This is a genomic window from Acinetobacter sp. CIP 101934, from assembly GCF_000369585.1.
Classification (GTDB): domain Bacteria; phylum Pseudomonadota; class Gammaproteobacteria; order Pseudomonadales; family Moraxellaceae; genus Acinetobacter; species Acinetobacter schindleri.
The window spans coordinates 459,052-481,272 of the sequence record NZ_KB850094.1 but is presented as its reverse complement, the minus strand read 5'-3'; the positions used below and the strand labels follow the sequence as shown (position 1 = coordinate 481,272).

Annotated in this window: 14 protein-coding genes; 10 read left to right on the top strand and 4 right to left on the bottom strand. The window is 45.9% G+C overall.

The genetic code is table 11. From position 1 onward, the window contains the following. Nucleotides 1-27: 27 nt before the first annotated feature. Together F899_RS02750 and F899_RS02745 are read right to left on the bottom strand one after the other, a co-directional pair. Nucleotides 28-4,146 carry a UvrD-helicase domain-containing protein gene (locus tag F899_RS02750; protein WP_005220751.1) on the bottom strand — a complete coding sequence of 1,373 codons (4,119 nt, stop codon included), beginning with the start codon at nt 4,144-4,146 and terminating at the stop codon, nt 28-30. Beyond that, on the bottom strand, nt 4,147-7,851 hold the full coding sequence (locus F899_RS02745) for an exodeoxyribonuclease V subunit gamma (protein ID WP_005220749.1): 3,705 nt from the start codon (nt 7,849-7,851) through the stop codon (nt 4,147-4,149). Nucleotides 7,852-8,027: 176 nt separating this feature from the next. Here F899_RS02745 and F899_RS02740 point away from each other — a divergent pair, with 176 nt between their 5' ends. Beyond that, nucleotides 8,028-8,531, top strand: coding sequence for a hypothetical protein (locus F899_RS02740; RefSeq protein WP_004890494.1), 504 nt, complete (start codon nt 8,028-8,030; stop codon nt 8,529-8,531). Nucleotides 8,532-8,573: 42 nt separating this feature from the next. Here the strand turns inward: F899_RS02740 and F899_RS02735 are convergent, their stop codons facing one another. Next, the gene (locus tag F899_RS02735; RefSeq protein ID WP_005220747.1) at nt 8,574-9,992 is read right to left on the bottom strand and encodes a polyphosphate:AMP phosphotransferase; all 1,419 of its coding nucleotides are present in this window, start codon (nt 9,990-9,992) and stop codon (nt 8,574-8,576) included. A 207-nt stretch (nt 9,993-10,199) separates the two neighbouring features. On the opposite strand from F899_RS02735, the gene F899_RS02730 reads away from it, so the two are divergent. The 7 genes from F899_RS02730 (at nt 10,200) to F899_RS02695 (ending at nt 16,926) form a co-directional block, all read left to right on the top strand. Beyond that, complete coding sequence (locus F899_RS02730; protein ID WP_005220745.1) at nt 10,200-10,904, top strand: DUF8198 family protein; 705 nt, start codon at nt 10,200-10,202, stop codon at nt 10,902-10,904. A gap of 338 nt (nt 10,905-11,242) precedes the next feature. Then, nucleotides 11,243-11,566, top strand: a complete 324-nt coding sequence (locus F899_RS02725; protein ID WP_005220743.1) for a hypothetical protein — start codon at nt 11,243-11,245, stop codon at nt 11,564-11,566. Nucleotides 11,567-12,049: 483 nt separating this feature from the next. Continuing rightward, a complete protein-coding gene (gene ubiE / locus F899_RS02715) occupies nt 12,050-12,994 on the top strand; it encodes a bifunctional demethylmenaquinone methyltransferase/2-methoxy-6-polyprenyl-1,4-benzoquinol methylase UbiE (protein WP_004890506.1) in 945 nt (314 codons plus the stop codon). Between the two features lie 11 nt (nt 12,995-13,005). After that, on the top strand, nt 13,006-13,683 hold the full coding sequence (locus F899_RS02710) for a ubiquinone biosynthesis accessory factor UbiJ (RefSeq protein ID WP_005220740.1): 678 nt from the start codon (nt 13,006-13,008) through the stop codon (nt 13,681-13,683). A gap of 12 nt (nt 13,684-13,695) precedes the next feature. Beyond that, entirely contained in the window at nt 13,696-15,315 is a 1,620-nt protein-coding gene (locus tag F899_RS02705; RefSeq protein WP_005220739.1) for an ABC1 kinase family protein, read from the top strand. 156 nt (nt 15,316-15,471) lie between these two features. Next, a complete protein-coding gene (locus F899_RS02700) occupies nt 15,472-16,548 on the top strand; it encodes a patatin-like phospholipase family protein (protein ID WP_005220738.1) in 1,077 nt (358 codons plus the stop codon). Between the two features lie 60 nt (nt 16,549-16,608). Next, nucleotides 16,609-16,926, top strand: coding sequence for a hypothetical protein (locus F899_RS02695; RefSeq protein ID WP_004890522.1), 318 nt, complete (start codon nt 16,609-16,611; stop codon nt 16,924-16,926). A gap of 55 nt (nt 16,927-16,981) precedes the next feature. On the opposite strand, the gene F899_RS02690 is transcribed toward F899_RS02695, so the two are convergent. Next, nucleotides 16,982-19,336, bottom strand: a complete 2,355-nt coding sequence (locus F899_RS02690; protein WP_005220737.1) for a Tex family protein — start codon at nt 19,334-19,336, stop codon at nt 16,982-16,984. Between the two features lie 326 nt (nt 19,337-19,662). Between F899_RS02690 and ompR the strand changes: the two genes are divergently transcribed. Then, the gene (ompR, locus tag F899_RS02685) at nt 19,663-20,427 is read left to right on the top strand and encodes an osmolarity response regulator transcription factor OmpR (RefSeq protein ID WP_004890528.1); all 765 of its coding nucleotides are present in this window, start codon (nt 19,663-19,665) and stop codon (nt 20,425-20,427) included. A gap of 242 nt (nt 20,428-20,669) precedes the next feature. Next, nucleotides 20,670-22,130 (top strand): ATP-binding protein, encoded by a 1,461-nt coding sequence (locus F899_RS02680; RefSeq protein ID WP_004813519.1) that lies wholly within the window; start codon nt 20,670-20,672, stop codon nt 22,128-22,130. Nucleotides 22,131-22,221: the final 91 nt, after the last annotated feature.

Sequence of the window (22,221 nt, the reverse complement as noted above, 5' to 3'; positions counted from 1 at the left end):
TTGTATATATTTCTTAGTTTCGCCATTTTATGCCGACTTATTCACCGCATAATAGCCCAGAATCTGATCCAGTTTTTGGATAAATTCAACTTCAGGCTGCCAGTGATATAGCCCCTGTCCGGCCTGCCCATTCATGCCGCGCAGATACAGATAGGTCGCTCCACCCAGATGCTGCCGGATGTCATAACCCTGCAGATTAGCACTTAAATAGCGGTGCATGGCGACTAGATACAGGGCAGCCTGCAACCAGTAACTGGAATGCGTCATGCTGTCATGAATTGCTTCCGGCAGATAATCCTGCTGATTGGCACCGAGATAGTTACTCTTATAATCGGCGATGTGATAGCGCTGACCATCAAAATATACCAGGTCAATTGCCCCGGTCAGGTAACGTGCCGATTTGGCTTCATTAAAGTCCGGCATGATCAGGCCATAATCCGCAAACAGCTGATGAATCTGGCGAATCTGTAACGGGGCATCATTCAAAGCCAGATAAAACGGGAATTCTGACAAAAAGCTGTGCTGATCCAGCTGGCTTAAACGAAACTCGCTCTGAATCGGTGTGTTCAGGATTTCCCCGACCCAATCATGCATTAGATTCAGCAGAATATCTTCGGATAATTCCTCAAAGAATAGCCCCGCTGACTGCTGCATTAGTCCAGTCACATCAATATTTTCATGTGTGCTTGCTTTAGGCAGCTGCCCCATTTCCTGCTCAAACTGCTGAATAAAGGCATCATCATCCAGTTCTAGAAAATAACGCTCAAACTGCGTCATAAACTGTAGAAAATGAGTGACATCTAAAGATGGCTGCTGAAAAAAGCTATGCCATGTATGGCGATAGGCAACACTTTGGTCATGCAAGCGGATACCGGTCAACAGTTTATAGTTGACGCTGGCTATAACACGTAAAATAGCCTCAGCTAACGCTTCTGCTTTTAAGCCGGCATTGCTGGCTACCCGCTTAAACAGAGTATTCAGGTTAATCGTAGCCTGCAGATAATGCTGCTGGAAGGCCTGCTGCAGCCGCTGCAGAATCTGAAAGTCCTGCTGGAACTGGTCTTTCAATTCCATCCAGATATGTGGCGCGGTATTCTTGAAACGACGGCGGATTTCCAGATTCCAGTAACTGCTATCCTGAAAATCCAGATGCTCGAAAATACTGTGCAAGAAAGTTCCGGCCACAGTACCTTTAGGAAAATTCAGCTTGATCCAGTCCAATGGCTGTTGCAGCACTTCTGCTTCTGTCTGCAGATGGATTTCATCGGCAGCACTTTCTGGGTGTTCATATAGACTGACCAGATCATCTTGCAGTACGGTTACATGCAGCTGATGTCTCGATAAAGCGGTGAAGCTGGTTTTGGTCCGTGGATAGAACTGCTGTTCCGGTAAAGGATGAGCAACTAATTCCAGTGCTGTTTGCATCTGTTCTACCGCAATACGCGGTGGTGCTGCTGTTAAGGTATTTTCCATACAGCTGAGCGGGTGCTGGAAGACCTGTTCACCCTGCCCACGCCAGTAGGCCAGACACGAATCTGATTGACCACTCTGATCCTGTAGCATGGCGTAAACCCGATGGCTGGCACGCGTTAGCGCCACATACCAGAGACGGTGATTCTCTGCGGCATTCCGTGCTGCATTCTGCAGCTGTGCCTGTTCATGCAGATCCTCACGATTTACCGCAATCACTCGTGACTGATTCAGAATATCGTCCTGCTCATGACCGGCCAGCGAGAAGTTAAGGTTACCTTTGTTGACGTCAAACGGCGCATCAGCGCCCATCAGGAATACGATTTTGAATTCAAGACCTTTGGAGGCATGGATTGTCAGCAACTGTACGCCACGATCGCCAGAGAGCTTGCGCTCTTTTTCGCTGTCCTTGCCAGAAGGAGACTGTAGCTGGCGCAGATACCAGTAATACAGTTTCTGTGCACCCTGATAATATTCGCTTTGCTGCGACAGAATTTCGGTCAGATGACGCAGATTGACCACAACACGCTCATTATCAATGCTCTGGCTTGATACCAGATTAGTCCAGACGTCAAACAAGTTCAGGGCATAGTTCCAAGCACTCAGGAAGCCCTTGTCGAACCACATTTCCCGGATCACCTCAAAATCGGCAATAAAAGTACTTAGGCCAACTGGCTGCTGTTGCAGTTCCAGCAGCTTTTTCAGGTCAAAGCCGAGCAGACGGGTCACTAAAGCACGGCGGACCTTGGCTTCATTAAACGGGTCCATGATCGCGGTCAGCACCGCGGCAACATCTTGTGCCACATTACTGGCAAAGACACTCTGTTTTGATTCCTTATAACAGGCAATCCCCATGCGTTGCAGACGCTGCTTGACCTGTTCCAACGTATAATGTCCAAAGGACAGTACAGCAATATCATCCTCAGTTAGAGGAGCAGAACTTTCCTGCTGCTGGAAATACAGTTGTTGCTGTGCAGATTGATTCAGTAATTCGCGGATTTTCCAGGCCACCTGATCGGCTTCATGCTCCTGCTCACCTAGCTGCATCCAGCGTAATGGATAAGGATTAGCTTGTCCGGAATCAATCAGGTCCGGATGGGGACGACTACCAGCCTGAATCAAACTATAATTAACACTTTCACCAAAATCCATCCGGCGCTGGAACAGGGCATCAACCACTTCCACCAAAGCTTTGACCGAGCGGTGGTTCTGGGTCAGGGTATATTCATAGCCCTGCTTTAAACGGACATCAGCATGTGCCTTGTTATAGGTCAGCATGTCGCCGCCACGGAAACCGTAAATCGCCTGCTTTGGATCACCGACCATAATCATACAGCCGAGCTGTACCCGTGCAGCATCCCGCCAGATTCGTGCCAGCAGATCGTCCTGATCCTGGTTAGTGTCCTGAAATTCATCTACCAGAATTAAGGGATAACGAGACTGCACAAACTGGGCAAAACGGCGCCCCTGCTCACCTTGCAAGGCTTCAGTCAGGGTACGGATCTGTTGCGAGAAGGTAGTTTCTCCCTGCTTATGTAAGGTCTGTGGCAGACGACGCTGCACACTGCGAATTAGGTGATATTCCAGATAAGCCGTGAGCTGTTTGAATTTCTCATCCAGTGCCTGTTTCACATTGCACAGGGCTTCGATGGCACAGATCAGAGGATGGCTGAGGAAATACTGCTGCTCTTCTTCGCTACAGCTTTTGGTAAAACGCTGCTTGCCTGGCTGAAAATCAGTTTTATTACGCAGCAGATAACATAACTTCAGCACCAGCTTGCACAGCTCAGGATCAAAGAAGCACATACCCTTCTGTTCACTCAGCTGTACCGCCCAGTCAGAAAAATTGCTGCAGATTTCCGACAGTTTTGCATGAAAGTTTTTATGAAAATATTTCGGGGTTTCGGCGCAGTAAGTCTGTATCTTGAGCAGTTCTGCCGGACTGATATTGACCAGCTGCTCAATACAGGCATCCAGTTCACCCAAATCCCATTCTACCTGGCGGACTGATTGGAAATGATTGGCGCTAAAATTGAGTGCATCACGTACCAGCCCCACATAGTGTTCAGGAGCTTTGAGCTGGTTCTGTAAATACATCTGGTTAATGACATACTGCGGCTGCTGCTGGATCCATTCCCGTAGCACATCATGAATCAGCTGCTGAATATACAGGTCCTGATCTTCAGTCAGTTCAGCACGTTCAATCCGACCACTTTCAAAAGCAAATTCACGCAGTAACTTTTGACTAAAACTGTCCAGCGTGCCGACAAACAGTTCATCCAGCTGGTTCAATACCAGCCCCAGACGACGGCGAGCGTAATCCATACGACTGCCATAATCTTGCAGCACTTTCTGCAACAACGGATCAGATTCCTGCTCGATTTTCTGAGTCATTTCTACCGAATTAAGATGCTGATAGCGCTGGATATAACGCAAAGTTTCTTCCACACGTGCGCGTACCCGGCTTTTCAGTTCAGCTGTTGCCTTACGGGTAAACGTCGTCGCAATGACCTGATGTGGATAGTATTTATCCAGAAAAATCCGTACCATCAGGCTGGACAGGGTATAGGTTTTGCCAGTCCCTGCCGAAGCCTCGATCCAGTGCAGACCAGTAAAGGTCATGTCCTGAATTGGATTGGTTGAAGTTTTATGTTGCTGTTGAGGGGCGATGGTCATTTATTTTACCCACTCTAAATGTTGTTGAATCGGAGCATACAAGTCATAGGCAAATTTCAGCAGACTGTGCTGCAACGCCTGCTCTGAATCCTGATCCTGTAAAATGAACTGCCAGTCCTGATGCAGTACACAGGACTCATCCGAACTCAGTGGGCGGGTACTTTCATAAGTGTTGTTCCAGGCCGCCAACAGCTTATCCAGATCACCAATAATCATTTGACCCTGCTCATTGGTTTCCCATTGCCAGTCTTTTTTCAGAATGAGCTCAGCCGGCAACACTACCGGTTGCTGCTGACCTGCTTCCCAGGCCTTAAACCAGTGAACCAAATATTCTTTAGCCTGAGAAGATGTCACCTTGCAGAATTTTACGGTCTTGTTACTGAATAGCACAATTCGTTCCAGCTCTGCGGTATAACTGTCATCATTTAAATAGGCCAGCCAGAGCAGATATTCCAGCCAGACATGCGCGCGACGGCGCTCTGAGGCTGAAGCGGACTGCATACTCAGCCAGTACGACGCATTCGGTTGCTGCGGCACAGTAATCTGCAACATCAGATCAGATGAATAACGATAGTTTTGCTGCGTGGTACGAGTAATCTGTTTGTCCAGTTGCTGTAGGCGCTGCTGCAGCAATTCCTGTTCCTGCTGGGTACTCAGCCAGGTTGCTTCCTGGGTTTTTCCGACTGGCAGACGATCCAGCATCAACCGGGTATCTATTTCCTGTTCCTGCTGCTGCAGGAAATCCCGTACCTGATATTGCTGCAATTTATCCAGCAATAATGGTTCCTGTGCCGCGGGCAAGTCTTTATATTTCACGCTGGAAATGCCAACACTTTTCAGGAACAGACGTGCCGGGAAGATCATGTCCCGAATCCATTCATCGCCATGCAGAATCCGAATCTGCTCCTGCTGTACTGGCGGACAATGGATATTAATCCAGCTGCGACGCTGCCCTTCAGCCTTACAAAGAAAAGAAGCCACATCATGCCACTGATCCTGAAAACGTGGGGTACGTAGTGTACTAAAACCAACTGGATCAAAAGGCTGTAAAGGATGCACATGATAGAGCTGCTGGATATGCGCTGCGACTGGCAAGCCATTCATCTCGGTCATCACATCGACATCTGCATCTGGATGCTCGGACTGGCAGATCAGGGCAATATGCTGGATTAATTCCTGCAATGACGTGGATGGATCACGCACTTCGCCATCATTCACATCAAAGCCGTTGTAGAATAGCCACAGATTTTCCTGTGCTAACAGCAAGGCATCCAGAAATGCACCCTGATCATCATCCAGACGGGAGCGGTCACCGAGCTGTGGCTTGAGAATGCTCATCAAGTCAAACGGTAGCTGCTGATTTCGGCTCGGGAAGCCAGTATCCAGATTCAGCATCACCACCAGCTTATAAGGCAGCGGGCGAATCTGGCCAATCTGGCTAAAGGTAATTTGTCCGGTCGGTTCGGCCTGATCCAGTTGCATGTCCAGGCTATTCTGGATTTCTTCCAAGACATAAGGCAATGGTAAGCTCAATGCCACCAGTTCCTGAATCGCATTTGGATCATCCTGATCATGATAATCGGCCAGCGTCAGCATACGCATCTGCTTTTCAATGATTTCTGCTACGGTTTTTAATGACTCAACCCCATTGCTGCGGAATGCATTCACGTCCCGATTTAGATATTCCAGCCAGGTTTTTACCGGTGTACGCTGTCCCTGCTCATGTGCATTCAGCCAGCCGCGACGTTCATTGAAATCCTCATAGATCTGAATCAGGATAACAATCAGCGGAAAATCACTGCTGAGCACTTTGGCATAACTAAGGGTATCTTCAAACAGCTGATGTTCTGGCACCGCCATGCCCAGTACCAAGCGATCCAGAGCAAAGCGGAAGCTAAAGCGGTAATCTTCATCACCTTCATATAAATGCTGCTGTAAATGCTGCTGATCTAAGCCACGCTTAAAGCCGGCATCACTGAGCAGCTGGATGATGCGTTCCACTTGTGCATAGTCCAATGCATAGTACTGCTGAGTCGCACTTAAACTCAGCCAGTCGGCAAAATCTTCAATGCTAAAACGGCGATGCATCAACTGTATGCGGCCCAGCACGGCACGCCAGGCATTGCTGACATCCAGACGGGATACCCCGGATATCTGGATCGGCAGATAAATATTGTTTTTGCGCAGACGGGACTGGCTGCCTTCTCGTTCACGTGGTGGTGGTGCAAAGACACTACGAATCGCCGGTTCCAGTTCTTTCAGGTTTGGACTCAATACCAGGATGTCACTTGGCTGACGCGGTACCTCTTCCGTGCCTTGAGCCAGCCAGTGAATGATCTGTTCGCGCAGTACTTCCAGTTGGCGTAATGAAGAATGACAGACATGGATCTGTACCGAGCTATCATCCGGCTTCAAGGGATAAGTATGCCGCTCCGGTTCTACCAGATACAGAATATCCGACTGGATTTTTGCCAGCAGATGGTCCTGATAGTCATCGACAAAGGCATCCGCCCAATGTCCTTCCTCACCCGAAGACAGTTTGGATAATAACGAGAAGTGATCCCGTGCCTGCTTACCAAAACGGGTCAGTAAAGGATGACGTGATTCACGGTCTTCAGCATTAAAGTTCAGCTGGAACTTTTTCCAGAATGCAGCAATTTCCTCATCACTCGGCTTACCTCCACGCGACTGTTCGTATTTGCGGATAAAGCGTTCCTGTACACCCAGGTCATAGCGCGCCTTCCAGCTCGGATCGACACTATCCGCCCAGTATTCCTGTGACGGGTTAAAATGGAAAATATAAATCTCGATGTACTGACCCAGACGGCGCAAGAAATCCAGCTGAGCCGGTGGCAATTCCAGCATGCTAAAGACCACCACCTGGGATGGCAGCTGCTTTAAGGCCTGCGTTCGGGTTTCCGGATTTTCGATGCGTTCCCAGTACAGCTTTTCAATTTCCAGGATTTTGGCATAGTCATCCTGAAATACGTTCTGCCACAGCCAGCGCTGCCAGGCTTCCAGTTCCCGTGCCTGAATTTTGACGAAATCTGCTACCGGAATTTCCTGACCATTTTCATCTTTGGGGATATATAGCATCTGCTCTATTTCTAAAGGCAGATTTTGTCCCCAGTTGTTCAGCCAGTTGGTCGGGCAACTACATTGTTGCGGCGGACAATTGCGTGCGCAATAGCCGCGATAATCCATATAGTGACTAAACAGGCGCGATACCTGTTCACAGACCCAGTACAGCATGCTTTGTTTTTTAAGCAGACGCTCATTCGGCTGTTCCAGACGGTCAGCGCTGTCATAAATCCGCTTTACGATCGAATACAGCGGATGCGGGGATTTGAGTGGAATTTCATCCGCCAGAATAGTCTTGCGTAGCGCCTGAAAGGCTCGCCACTTAATGATGATACGTGGGATATTGGCTTCACGGACCTGCTCCAGCTCTTTTTGGCTGTTCAGTACCCATTGATAAGAAGTCCATTGAAAAGCACGAATTCGATGGTGAAATTGTGTATTGGCACTGATGCCCTTTTTCTCGGCAATTTTCTGGGTGAGCCAGGCTTCAACGGCAGGCGAAGGCACAATGAAATGCTGCGGCTCAAGCACCTGAAAAGCAGTTCTTTTCTGCTGACTCGTAACCAGCAGCATGCTATCCAAAAGCACATCAATTTTCTGACTTTGAATAACATGAATAGCCATGAATTCCCCAAATTAAAAGAAAGCAGCACTACAAAACAATAAAGATTATTTACTATACACCCTGTTCTGTCTATGTCACTTTTAATCTACACTTAAGTAGAAAAATTTCTTTTAAAAAAGCATCTTAAGGATACTTTTTTAGAAAAACAACAACAGGAAGCTTTAGGTAATCGCCCATGAAATTAGACAAATTTCCCGATCAAATTGATCCAAGTTTAAATCTAGAACAGATCCGTGAAGAATGCCTGGAGCTGATTAAGAAGCGTGCCTATATGTCTGCAGGTGCAGCCGTGATTCCGGTACCGTTTCTTGATGTCTTGATTGACGTCGGCATCCTGTCACAGCTAATTCCTGAAATCAATGCCCGATTCGGCTTGGCACCAGAGCAGGTCAGCGTATTTGATCCAAAAACCAAACAGGTTCAATGGGATGAATTACGTAAACGCGGCGTACAATTTTCTGGTTTTGTAGTGGCACGTACGGCGGTAAAAAAATCCATCAATAATGTTGCCGCAAAATATATCACCAAGCAAGTGACCAAATTTATCCCGCTCGGTGGTCAGTTAATTGCTGCAAGTTTAGGCTACTTCGTAATGAAAAAAGTTGCCGAGGCACATGTGGAAGACTCTTATAAACTAGCCAAAAATATCCAGCAAAAACAGCAAGCTAAAACAGTATAATTTTGATTTAGAATCATCTTATTTAAACGCAGCTTGGTCGTATTAACTTACGCCAAGCTGTTTCAGTATAGTCTTCAAGATTTGTAAACGCGCGCTATCTTTATCATCGGTAGCAATCACATGCCATGGCGCCTGATCGGTGCTGGTATGCTCAAACATATCTGCCGCTGCCTGCAAATAATCCTCCCAGCGTTCACGGTTACGCCAGTCTTCATCAGTGATCTTGAAACGCTTATGCGGCGTCTGTTCACGCGCCTTAAAACGTTCAGCCTGTTCGTCCTTGGAAATCGCTAGCCAGAACTTGATAATCACGGTTTGCGCCTCAATCAGGTCATTTTCAAACCGGTTAATTTCTGCATAAGATGCCTGCCATTGCGCAGGACTAATCAGTTCTTCAATCCGTTCTACCAGTACCCGTCCATACCAGGACCGGTCAAAAATCGTAATCTTGTCTTCCGGCTGTAACCTGGTCCAGAAACGCCACAGATAAGGACGGCGCAATTCATATTTTTCCGGTGCACCAATGGTATGAATTTCATATTCGCGTGGATCAAGCTTTTTCACCAGCCGCTTGATTGCTCCCCCCTTACCGGCTGCATCCATCCCCTCGAATACGATCACCACATTACGTTGATCCATACGCATTGCGCTAGCCACCTTGCGGGTCAGTTTCTTGAGTTCGTCCTTATAGGTATTCTGATCCACCGGCTCCCGCGAAGGCTGCAGCAATGCTTCAGGAATAGACGCCGGGGACCATGTTTTACTCCCTTTAGCAGGATGATCCGGACAGTGGTTCAAGGCTGCAAGAATAGTCTGGGCAAACTGCTGGTCACGCCGGGTTGCATCTTCACCATCAATGATGATCCAGTCATTGGTAAAGCGCTGACGCAAACGCTGGATCGCGTCATATTGCTTACGACTGCGCCAATCCAGACCGTGTAAACGATGCCAATGCATCTCACTTGGATCAATATCATCTAAACGCTTTTGCAAAGACTTCCAGGGCAGATCAAACCAGATCTTGATCACATCAACATGGTTATTTTTCAGATCTTGCTCAAAGGCACGCATCTGTTCAACATAATGATCAAACATGCTTTCATCTATAGGATTCGCTACATGCATGGCGGTACTTAGCAAATCTGTGTACCAGTTACCAAACAACACCATGATCTGTCCTTCAGCCGGGATAAATCGTGCATAAGGCTGCCAGAAAGTCTGTCTTTCATTCAGGGGCCGTGGCTGGTCTGCTTTTACCCGCAAATAACGCGGGTCAACCCATTCCCGTAATTGCTTAACCGCTTCACCTTTGCCGGCCAGCTCAATTCCATTGACCAGTATGACTAAACTTTTAGCATTCTTCTGTCCGCGTGTATCTTTCAGGGCATATTGCGCATCGATAAGCTGTAACGATAATTCATTTTCTTCAATCAATTGAAATTGTTGCTGTTCTGTAGACATAACCTGTTCTGTTTTTCTTGTTCGTGAATACAGTATAGACAGGCTTTTTGCCTGGTGAATAGCGATCGATACGATTTTTAAACGATCTTTTTTGTCGAACTTTTCGACAAATTGACTTCAAATCCTGTGCAACCGGTCAATTTGTCATAGCGCGCCATCCTAACTCGTTCTAAGATTCCCGCATCCATAACCATATTTGAACTTCCCATGTCCAAACTTGCGGTTTTAGACGATCTTCTGGAACGTTATTATCAACTGAACTATCACAAGCAACCGGAACTGCAACGACGTCTGCAAGATGTACAGCTCTGGCAAAAAGAGCGTATGCAACGCACTCATGCCAAGCAGTTTGCAGAAAAGCAAAATGTGCTGATGTCAGAATATTTCCTGAACCGTCTCTATGGTGGACTGGACTTCGATGCGCTGGCAGAACAGATTGCCCGCTTGACGCGCTATGCGCATAAGGCGGAAAAGCTGATTCCGGATAATGCGATCAAGACCGGCACTCACGGAGTAGAGCTGGCCATTCTTGCGGTACAGCTTGATGAGCAGGTGGCACAACAGTTATTGGAAGATTATCATCCAGCCGAATCACTGACTGATGAAATTATGCGTCTGACCTATTTAAAGCTGGATCAGGGCCAGGATCGCCTAAAACAGTTAGCTATGCTGGATCAGCTTGGTACTCATCTGGATAAATATATGCGGTCTTTCATTGTGCAGGCAGCATTTAAAATGTGTAAAGGTGCCGCAGAAAAATACCGTTTTGAAGTCATGTATGAGTTTATGCAGGATGGATTCCTGGCGATGAAACCACTTAAGTCCGCAGAAAAGTTTGTACGTGAATTTACAGCAACTGAGCGTAATATCATTGATCGCGTGCATGCTGGTGATCCACAGCCTTTCCGTTAATTTCCGACAGCTTAAAAATCTGAAAATATCACCTCAGGATAAAGCTGGCATCTGCTTGCCTTATTCTCTTAACCCAATCAACAAGCTATTTTTAAATCGTAGTAATTTCATCGATACAAAAAAATCAGGTCTTAATAAATAGACAAAATAATGGTTCCAAAGCCCTAATCGTATCAATCAATTATAGTCTCTAATAAAGTTATAAAAATTATGCAAAATTTACAGAAATTAATCTGTTTATGGTCAACGTACTTGATCGGCTTACGTGTTATCTAAGCCTCCGTATATCTTGATTCTTTATAGATGTACCCATGTCAATGAATTTTAGGAAAAATGTAATGGGGTACAAACAGCTATCTATTCGCGGCACTGTACAAATAAACCTGAGACCCTCAATAAACAGTTATAAAGTTGATGCTCAAGATATACAGATTGAAAGCCATAAGTCTTTGGATATTTACGGTCAGGCGATGCTTGTTCATGATCTGAAATGCAAGTTAAAGATAGGCTATTTCCATATTGTGATTACTACAGATAAACAACGGATTATCTCTGTTGAACGTGGGGATTATGCACTAGGAGATGGTCTTTATTATGAACTGGATCAACTGTCCATTCGCTATGGTAAAAACCAGTTCATCCATAAACTGGACGAATCTTAAAAATTCTGGATACAAAATGAAAAACCCCGGCATCCTGCCGGGGTTTTCCGTATTGGTTCGCTTGGTACAACTCCTGTCGTACCTTACTTTCCTTGTATTTATCTATTTTTATTCTTAGAGGGAACATCCTGTTCCTGATGAACTTATCATATGAAATTTCTATCACTATAAAATAGTCGCCAAAAACCTGAATCAATGTAAGCAAAAACGTACAAAGAATTGAGTAGGTTTTGACTCGCCATTTAATTAAGCTATGGTGCACCGCAGCAGCAGGAAGATATAAAAATTCAGAACGTATATCATGACTTTTTATCATCAATTAAGATCGATTTTTCGGCTGAGATTTCAGCTAAAGACGCATTTTTCTGTATATTATTCATAACAATTGCATGATGATTGCTGTATAACATCTTAGAATCTGTCATTATGCAGTCCATGCATGCATGCAAGATTAACCCCATTGATCTGTTAGGAGTGACTCCAATGTCCAATGAAAATACTACGCCTACCCCTACAGCTGAGTCGGCACAACAAACAGACAAAGTGAGCCCATTCTTAACTGCACCGTTACCACAAGGTGCGCCACAAGGTCAGCAACAGTCTCTAGAACAACGTCTGACTGATACACCTGTCACAGGTAGCATACCGAAATATAACCTGCCACGTGGGGCGAATACCGGTAATGTCGGTCCAACCACTCACTTCGGCTATCAGACTGTCAGCAGTGAAGAAAAAGCGCAAAAAGTCGCGGAAGTATTCCATTCTGTCGCCAGCAAATACGACATCATGAATGATCTGATGTCTTTTGGTATTCACCGTCTATGGAAACGTTTTGCCATTAACATGTCAGGCGTGCGCCGTGGTCAGCATGTGCTGGATATCGCCGGTGGTACGGGTGACCTGGCCAAAGTATTCAGCCGTGAGGTTGGTCCAACCGGTCATGTGGTGTTATCTGACATCAACGAATCCATGCTAAATGTCGGTCGTGATCGCTTGATTGATGCAGGCTGTACCAATGTCGATTTCGTACTGGCCAATGCCGAAACTTTAGAGCCATTTGCAGATAACAGTTTTGACCTGTTGACCATTTCATTTGGTCTACGTAACGTCACTGATAAAGATGCTGCACTTGCTTCGATGTACCGTGTGCTTAAGCCAGGTGGCCGTCTTCTTGTTTTAGAATTTTCTAAACCAGTCTTTGAGCCATTCTCGAAACTGTATGACCTGTATTCGTTCACGGCATTGCCAATCATGGGTAAAATCATTGCCAATGATTCTGAAAGCTATAAATATCTGGCAGAATCGATTCGTATGCACCCAGATCAGCGCACCCTAAAAGGCATGATGGAAAATGCCGGCTTCCAGAACTGTGATTACCATAACCTGACGGGTGGTATCGTTGCCGTTCACCGTGGTTTTAAACTTTAAGGTTCCCATTCATGTGGTCAATTCTGGCACTTGGTGTCGTTGAACGTGTGATTCACCATTTCATTGATCTGGATGCGATTACCCGCATCCAGTTAAATGCATTGGCTGGCAAAATGCTACGTGTAGTAATTGCCTCACCGCAGCTTTCTATAGATGTATTCTTTGATGATGGCAAGGTTCGCCTGGAACCAACAGCCACTGGGCATACTGAAGCTGCTTCGATTTTTGAACAGCGGCCTTATGAAACCGACAGCTCACAGAGTTCTGAAGCCACTGCAACTTTACAAGTCGATAATGTCATTAGCCTGCTGAAACTGCTGCTTTCAGATGAAATAGGCAATATTCCGCTGCAAGGTGATTATAAGTTATTGCAGGAAATCCAGCGCATTATGCAACAGGCTGAACCTGATCTGGCGGCTCATTTAAGCCCATGGATCGGACCAACCCTTGCGCATGAAATTGGCAAATTGCAACTGGCACCCAAACATCTCAAACGCAGTCTGCAAAGCGGTCTGTTCTTTATGGAAGATACGCTTAAAGAAGACAGCGGTCTATTTGCTGCACGTTGGCAAATGGATGATTTACAGCAAGATACGCGTATACTCAATCAAAATATTGATCGCGTAGAAGCCAAGATTCGTCAGCTTCAGATACAGATTGAAAATCAACAAGATTCAACTCAAAACTAGGTACACCACTTTATGATTCCGCATGTTTCACGTTTACTCGAACTCTGGCGCATTGCCGCGCATTATCGACTCGATACGTTGTTTCCTGCGGAAGAACTCCCAGAAAAAAGCCGTCATATCCTGTCCCTGATTCGTATGCATCCGGCTGCATGGTCCAGCCGAGAGCGTAAAAATCCTCTCAAGCTGAAAGAAGCTTTAGAGGAAATGGGGCCACTGGCAATCAAACTGGGCCAATTGCTATCTACGCGTCGTGACCTGATTCCACCTGAAGTACTGCAACAACTGGTCTTACTACAGGATCGCGTCAAGCCATTCGACAATGACGTGGCTAAAATGCGTATTCAGGAATCGCTGAAAGCCGATGTAAACACCCTGTTCGCCCGTTTTGATGCTCAGCCACTTGCTGCTGCATCAATTGCACAGGTGCATACTGCTGCTCTGCATGATGGCCGGGAAGTGGTAGTGAAAGTGACCCGCCCGAATATCCGTAATCAGATTTTGCAGGATTTCGAAATCCTGAGCTGGTTAGGTGATTTTCTGGAAAAGCGTCTGGAAGCAGCGCGTGCCCTACATTTATCGGAAATTATTCAGGATTATCGCCAGATTATTCTGAACGAACTGGACCTGACGCTGGAAGCGGATAATACCCGCCGGATGCGTCATTATTTTACCGGCTCCAGCATGATGTATGTGCCTGAAGTCTACATGGACAGCAAGGATGTGCTGGTCGCAGAACGGATTACCGGTGTACCGATTTCGGATATTGCCACCTTTGATGAACTGGGTATGGATCGTGCTGACCTGGCACGTAAAGGCCTCACCATCTTCTTTACCCAAGTATTCCGGGACAACTTCTTCCATGCCGACATGCATCCAGGCAATGTCTTTGTAGAAACCATTAATCCGGCCAATCCACGTTTTATCGCACTGGACTGTGCGATTATGGGCGAGCTATCCAAACATGATCAGATGACTGTGGCGCGCATGCTGCTGGCGGTCATGAACAGCGACTTCATGCAGCTGATCCAGATTGTGCATCAGGCTGGCTGGATTCCACCGGGCACCGATCAGGATGCGCTGGCACGCGAAATGCGCCGTACTGTGGGTCCCATGGTTTCAAAACCAATGCATGAGCTGGACTTTGCCGGCATTCTGATTCAAGTCATGGACATTGCCCGTCGCTTTCATCTGGAAATTCCACCGCAACTGATGTTGTTATTGAAAACCTTGGTCCATGTGGAGGGCCTAGGCACTGACCTATATCCGGAACTGGATATCTGGAGTCTGGCCAAACCGATCCTGACCGACTGGATCAAGGCACAGATGAATCCGCAGAAAAATCTGAAAGAACTGGGACAGAAAATCCCGGATCTGCTTTTAGGGGCGCAGGATTTACCAACCTTGATGATCGATAGTCTGAATGGTCTAAAAAACCAGTCGGCCTGGCATGCCAAACAGCTCAATGAATTGCAAAGTATGCGCCTGCAAATGGAACATCAGCAAAAACGTAGCTGGATTTTTGGCAGTTTAATGGCGATTTTACTGTCCATTGCCATTATTTCACCTTGGTTTGTGTCAGTGATTCTGATTGTGCTGGCAAGCATACTTGCTGTCTGGCGGATTGCGAAATAACTAAATGAGCTTTAAAAAAACCTGACACTGTTCAGGTTTTTTTGTTTTCTAGGCATCGCATGACTGTAAAGTCACCTTCGGGCACATCTTGCCATTGGGTCCAAAGGCACAACGCTTAAAATAAGTCCTCACTGGTCGAATATGGGTTAAACCTCTATGCAGATTTTACAAAAACATGCCCCTGCCCTGAAAATCCGTGCCGGGCATCTGGCACGTGAGCTGATTCTGAAAGAAGGTTTACAACCCGAACATGTGGATATTGTTCCTGGTGCTGCAGGGGGTCCGAAAGGTATTGGTATTCAGGGGTTGGATCAGGCAATTTTTGGTGATTTTTTCCCACGTGCCCCTCAGCGTAGAACCCTGGTGGGTTCCTCCATTGGCAGCTGGCGTTTTGCCAGTATTGCTGCTCATGGTTCTAAACAAGGAACCGAACGCCTAGCTGAACTGTATACCAACCTTTACTTCCATAAGAAAATGTCACGTTTGGAAGTGAGCGAAGTCTGCCGCGGCATGTTATTCGACTTGGTCCAAGGCAAAGAGAATGAGCTAGTTAATCATCCAGATTATCATCTCGCTGTGATTTCGATTAAAGCCCAACACATTTTCCAGAGTGACAAGGCCTTACCTTTACTGGCTTCTGTAGCCGGAATTGTCGGGGCAACTGCAGTTGCACGCAAGCACAGCCGTCATTTTATGCAACGGGTCATCAGCCAACCGAATATGGGTGAACAGTTTAAAATCGCTGAAGATGGATTTACCACGCATTATCATGCCCTGACTGAACAAAGTGTCCTGTCCTGGTTAATGGCATCTGCCTCTATTCCGGGGGTGATGGCAGCGGTGAATAACATCCCGGATGCACCGCAAGGTTATTACCGCGATGGTGGTTTAATTGACTATCACATTGACCTACCCTTCCAGAGCAAAGGCATTGTACTATATCCGCATTTTACTGACAGCATTACGCCGGGCTGGTTTGACAAGTTATTTAAACGCACCTCAAATCCGGAAAATCAGGCACGCACTTTGCTCATATCTCCATCACAGGAATATCTGCAAAGTTTACCTTTAGGCCGTTTGCCAGACCGTAAAGATTTTACCTTGAAAGGCTTGGATCAAACTCAGCGGATTCAGCTCTGGAAGCAATGTATTGCTGAAAGTCAGCGTCTGGGCGATGAATTTCTGGAACTGGTCGAGAAACAGAATTTTGCCGACCTGATGCAAGCCTTGTAATTGGCCGCAGCTGCCCGATTATTTGTATAATTGCCTTAATTTTTTGAGCTGTTGAGATTTATGCAGAAGTTTTTAGTGGTCCTGCAATATGCCTGTATTGCCTTTGGTCTTTATCTGATCTATAGCGTTGGCATGTCGCTATATACCCAGCAATTTGAGCTGATGGAACTGGTGGCCGATATTGGTACGATTCTGATCTGTATCGACTTGGGGGTGTTTTTATATACCAGTAAAGGTAAGTCTGGAATTAGCATGGAAGAATATGCAAAACGACTGGAACAGCCACCGTCGAAACTGGTTTATGTGACACGAAAACTGGGGCATCTGGGTATTTTGCTGATCATTACCAGCTGGATTGTGCCGATGATCAATTCATAAAAATCAGACATAAAAAACCTCCCATTTGGGAGGTTTTTTATTGGGTAATTAAAGATTATTTCGAACCTTTAATTCCTGCTTGCAATAACAATGCACCCAAACCACCAATTTTTTGCTCTTGCGGTTTAGCCGCTTGCGGTTTCTTGCCCTGAGGACGCTCACCTTGCGGACGTGCTTGCTGTGGAAGTTTAGCTTGAGGCTTACGTTCACCACGTGCTTCATTGTTTTCACGGCGTGTCTGACGTGGTGCTTTTGCCGGAGCTGCAGAACCTTCAGGACGCATCGACAAATTCACGCGGTTACGTTCAGCATCCACATTCAAAACACGAACTTGCACGATTTGACCAGGTTTCACCACTTTATGTGGATCAGCGACAAATTCATTGGCAAGTTCAGAAATATGCACTAAGCCATCTTGATGGACACCGACATCGACAAATGCGCCGAAGTTAGTCACGTTGGTCACTACACCTTCCAGTTGCATGCCTTCAGTCAATTGTGCAACTTCAGTGATATCATCACGGAACTTGGCGGTACGGAATTCTGGACGCGGGTCACGACCCGGTTTTTCCAGCTCTGCCAATACGTCTTGAATCGTTGGCAGACCGAATTGCTCATCTACAAACTCTTCAGGATTTACCTGGCGAATGATTTCAGTATTGCCAATAATGTCTTTTACAGTCGTGGCTTTCGCTTCAACAATTTTGCTGACCAAAGCATATGATTCAGGATGCACTGCAGAAGCATCCAGTGGCTCAGAGCCATCTAGAATACGCAAGAAGCCCGCAGCCTGTTCAAAAGTACGTTCGCCTAAACGTGGCACTTTTTTCAACGACTGACGGTTATCAAAACGGCCATTTTCCTTACGGAAATCTACGATCTGCTGTGCAATCGATTTATTCAGACCGGCGATATAACCCAAAATTGCAGAAGATGCAGTATTGACATCAACACCCACCGAGTTCACGCAGTCTTCTACCACTGCTTCAAGGGTTTTCGCCAGGCCAGTCTGATTCACATCATGTTGATACTGACCTACACCAATCGATTTTGGATCGATTTTCACCAGCTCAGCCAGTGGATCTTGCAGACGGCGTGCAATCGAAACCGCACCACGGATCGATACATCCAGCTCTGGAAGTTCTTGAGAAGCCAATTCAGAAGCAGAATAAACAGAAGCGCCTGCTTCAGACACAGAAACACGGGTCAGTTTCAGGTCACTGTTTGCTGCCATCATTTCAGCTACTAGCGCTTCAGTTTCACGGCTTGCCGTACCATTACCAATCGCAATCAGGTCAACATTAAACTCACGGCATAAACGCGCTAGCTCGGTCAGTGAACCTTCTTTATCATCTTTTGGAGCAAATGGATAAATGGTGCTATGTGCCAGAACATCGCCAGATTCATTCACGACTGCCAGTTTCACACCGGTACGGATACCTGGGTCAACGCCCAGCGTCGTACGCGCGCCAGCAGGTGCAGAAAGCAGTAAGTGACGTAAGTTTTCCGCAAATACGTTCATTGCTTCAGATTCAGCAGCCAGACGTTTTTCAGTCAATAAAGAATGCTCAATCGTCGGGCGGACTTTACCCAGCCAGAACAGTTTCGCAGTCTGTTTCAGGAAATCCTGACGAGACTGGGGCTGAATGGCATCCAGATTATATTCTGTTTCAATACGTGCCAATGGAGCATCGTCTTCGCCATCCACTTTCAGGCCCAGGACATTTTCCTGACGGCCACGCAGCATTGCCAACAAACGATGCGAAGGAACTTTGTTCAGGTTTTCAGAGAAATCGAAGTAATCACGGAATTTCTTGCCAACTTCTTTTTTCTCATCAGAAGCAACCAAACTTTTTAAAATGGCAGTTTTTGCAAATGTCGCTTTCAGCTCAGTGGTCAGCGCAATGTTCTGTGCCCAGTCATCAATCAGGATGTGCTGGATCGCATCCAACTGGCTTTCTTGATCTGGATAATCTTCATGACTAAAGCCTGCAAGTGCTTCGGCAGGATCAACCGCTTCAGCAAAGATTTTCTCTGCAATCGGACCAAGACCAGCTTCTTTGGCTTTGAATGATTTACTGGTACGTTTTGGACGGTACGGCGCGTAAATTTCTTCTAATGCATTTTTGGTTTCTGCCGCATTTACCCGCGCCAATAAATCATCAGATAATTTATCTTGTTCTTTGAGTGATTCAATCACCTTTTCACGGCGCTCATACAAATCACGCAAGTATGATAAACGCGTATCGAGCTGGCGTAGTTGCGTATCGTCTAAGCCCTGCGTTACTTCTTTACGGTAACGTGCAATAAATGGAACACTGGCACCTTCATCAATAAGTTTGATGGCAGCTTCTACTTGAGTTGGACGTACGGCAAGTTCTTTTGCCAACTGCTGAACTAAGTCAGTCATCGTGTTTGATCCCACAAGGATAAGTACTAAATGGCATGATTATAAAGACCAGGCCTATAAAATCCACAATTGTTTTTATTAATTTATCTTTATGAATTATGACAGTGTTGTTCAATATTTGAAGAATGACGTTTAGATCCAGGCGATGACTGCCTCATATTTGCGAAACTTTTATCATTTACCTGTATATATTTGGTATCCATCCCTTGATTTTAACTGCAATTTTTGTTGCTTTAGAGCATAGTCAATCGCTATAAATGAATCGTATACTCAAGACATCTATTAGTTTTTGTTTAAGACGACAATAAAGAATAAAGGAGCACCTTATGAGTTTAGTTGTACCCGCTGAAAAAACCGATGCAGTACATACCGAAACCGATCGGGTAGAACGCATTCTGGTTGTCGATGACGATGTCCGTTTACGTACCTTGCTGCAACGCTTTTTAGAAGATAAGGGTTTTGTGGTCAAGACTGCGCATGATGCTACTCAAATGGACCGACTGCTACAGCGAGAACTGTTTTCTCTGATCGTGCTCGACTTTATGCTCCCTGTTGAGGATGGTCTGAGTATCTGTCGTCGTTTACGCCAGTCCAATATCGATACACCAATCATCATGCTGACAGCACGTGGTAGCGACTCGGATCGTATCGCAGGACTTGAAGCTGGTGCGGATGACTATTTACCTAAACCATTCAATCCAAATGAATTATTAGCACGTATCCGTGCCATATTACGTCGTCAGGTGCGTGAAGTACCAGGTGCGCCAAGCCAGCAAATGGAAGTGGTCAGCTTTGGCCCATGGTCACTTGATCTTTCTACCCGCACCTTGACTCGCGAAGGTCAGGTGGTAACCCTCACAACAGGTGAATTTGCTGTATTGAAAGCCTTAGTACAGCATCCACGTGAACCATTAACACGTGACAAGCTGATGAATCTGGCACGTGGTCGTGAATGGGGTGCAATGGAACGTTCGATTGATGTGCAAGTATCTCGCCTGCGTCGTCTGGTAGAGGAAAATCCGGCTCGTGCGCGTTATATCCAGACCGTATGGGGTGTGGGTTATGTCTTTGTTCCAGATGGTGCTGAATAAGAAAAACTATAAAGGGATAAGGATTACCTTCGTCTATTGTCTCTAAATGCCATTCGCTGTTGTCTGAGCCAAACCTACATTCCTGGCTGGCATGGAACTTTACGAGTTCAGCGAATGGCACAGTTTTACTGGAATAATAGTATTATATTTATTGAAATGTCTTTTATTAAAGACACAGGCAGTTAAGATTCTATCCCAAGAATATTTCTGTAAAATCTGGAAAACGCCCACAGGATGCTGGTGTGAAACTTGACCCCATCGACCCACAAGAATTTACTGATTTTGTCCATTACTCGGAAAAGAAACGTACCCGTATGGAACGTTTTCTCGACAAAATCAAGCCACGTTCAGCTGCAATGCGAACCGCGGTACTTGTGGTTTTTGTGGTCCTGTTCAGTCTGGTGATGTCGATCTGGTTTTTCTGGCGAACGCTCTATTTGCCGGAAATTCAGCAACATGCCCGCTATCTTGCTGTTGAACTGGAAATCCTGAATAATCCTAGCCTGCGCCTGTATCACCATGATCAGGAAGTAGATATTGATGATTATTTAAAAAGCCGTATCGGGATTGAGTACATTACCGACCCTGCACAGTATCCCAATATTCGTGAAAAGGTGATTGCCGAATTTTTTACCAGTAAAATTGAGGAAAAGCTGGCAAAAGAATTACGTATTGACCGGGCAACTGTATATTTCCAGTTTAAGCCAAGTCCACAGATCTGGATTCAAACACCTGAAATGAATGGTCACTGGGTTCGTGAACCTTTAAAAACCTATGCTAACTATAGTCCTGAACTGATTTTTGGCTGGTTGCTGGGTACACCATTGATTGCTGGCATTATTATTCTGACTTTGGTCCGTCAGCTGAATCGTCCGCTACGTCGCTTACAAGAAGCCGCGAATAGCTATAGTGCAACTGGTTCTGCACCCTATCTGGATACCAATCATGGGCCGCTTGAAATCCGCCAAGTGAACAATGCCTTTAACCACATGATCTACACGCTAGAACAGACCGAGCGTGAACGCCGGATTATGCTTGCTGGTATTTCACATGATTTGCGCACGCCTCTGACCCGTATCCGCCTGAGTGCCGAGATGATGCCAGACGAAGATTTCCTCAAAGAAGGTCTGATTTATGATGTCGAGGACATGGATGCAATTTTAAATCAATTTATTTCCTTTATGCGCGATGGTTCCGATGAAGAGCCACAAGAAACCAATGTCAATACCCTACTACAAGAACTGGTTACCCAGTTTAAGCCGCTTGATATCCGCTTCACGCCTCAGGAATTACCGCTAATCCAAGCCCGCAGTATGTCGCTTAAACGATTGATTGGTAACTTGATTAACAATTCAAAACGCTATGGTGCCGAACCAGTTGAACTCTCGGCCCAGATTGAACAGGATCGACTGTTAATCAAAGTGGCTGATCATGGTGAAGGCATTCCAGAGGATCAAATTGAAGATCTCATGCAGCCTTTTGTACGAGGTAATTCGGCTCGTACTGTTCAGGGTAGTGGCTTGGGACTGGCCATTGTAAAACGGATTGTCGATATTCATTCTGGTGAACTATACATTCATAATGGACCTGAAGGTGGATTGGAAGCCATCATTTCACTACCAATTCATCAAGCGGAACCAGAACAGACTGCGACCCCGACCACGCTCGACAAAATCCGACAAAGTATCACTGGTCACTTTTAAGAATAGATTAATATTTATACATTTTATTTTTAGGATTTAATTTCTTATTTATATAAATAATATATTATTCAATATGTTAAAAATCATCATT

What these genes read in the sequence shown, in the direction of transcription:
- F899_RS02700 (WP_005220738.1), top strand. Translation starts at nt 15,472, where the DNA reads ATGCAGATTTTACAAAAACATGCCCCTGCCCTGAAAATCCGTGCCGGG.
- F899_RS02695 (WP_004890522.1), top strand. Translation starts at nt 16,609, where the DNA reads ATGCAGAAGTTTTTAGTGGTCCTGCAATATGCCTGTATTGCCTTTGGT.
- F899_RS02730 (WP_005220745.1), top strand. Translation starts at nt 10,200, where the DNA reads ATGTCCAAACTTGCGGTTTTAGACGATCTTCTGGAACGTTATTATCAA.
- F899_RS02690 (WP_005220737.1), bottom strand. Translation starts at nt 19,336, where the DNA reads ATGACTGACTTAGTTCAGCAGTTGGCAAAAGAACTTGCCGTACGTCCA.
- ubiE (WP_004890506.1), top strand. Translation starts at nt 12,050, where the DNA reads ATGTCCAATGAAAATACTACGCCTACCCCTACAGCTGAGTCGGCACAA.
- ompR (WP_004890528.1), top strand. Translation starts at nt 19,663, where the DNA reads ATGAGTTTAGTTGTACCCGCTGAAAAAACCGATGCAGTACATACCGAA.
- F899_RS02710 (WP_005220740.1), top strand. Translation starts at nt 13,006, where the DNA reads ATGTGGTCAATTCTGGCACTTGGTGTCGTTGAACGTGTGATTCACCAT.
- F899_RS02735 (WP_005220747.1), bottom strand. Translation starts at nt 9,992, where the DNA reads ATGTCTACAGAACAGCAACAATTTCAATTGATTGAAGAAAATGAATTA.
- F899_RS02705 (WP_005220739.1), top strand. Translation starts at nt 13,696, where the DNA reads ATGATTCCGCATGTTTCACGTTTACTCGAACTCTGGCGCATTGCCGCG.
- F899_RS02750 (WP_005220751.1), bottom strand. Translation starts at nt 4,146, where the DNA reads ATGACCATCGCCCCTCAACAGCAACATAAAACTTCAACCAATCCAATT.
- F899_RS02745 (WP_005220749.1), bottom strand. Translation starts at nt 7,851, where the DNA reads ATGGCTATTCATGTTATTCAAAGTCAGAAAATTGATGTGCTTTTGGAT.
- F899_RS02725 (WP_005220743.1), top strand. Translation starts at nt 11,243, where the DNA reads ATGGGGTACAAACAGCTATCTATTCGCGGCACTGTACAAATAAACCTG.
- F899_RS02740 (WP_004890494.1), top strand. Translation starts at nt 8,028, where the DNA reads ATGAAATTAGACAAATTTCCCGATCAAATTGATCCAAGTTTAAATCTA.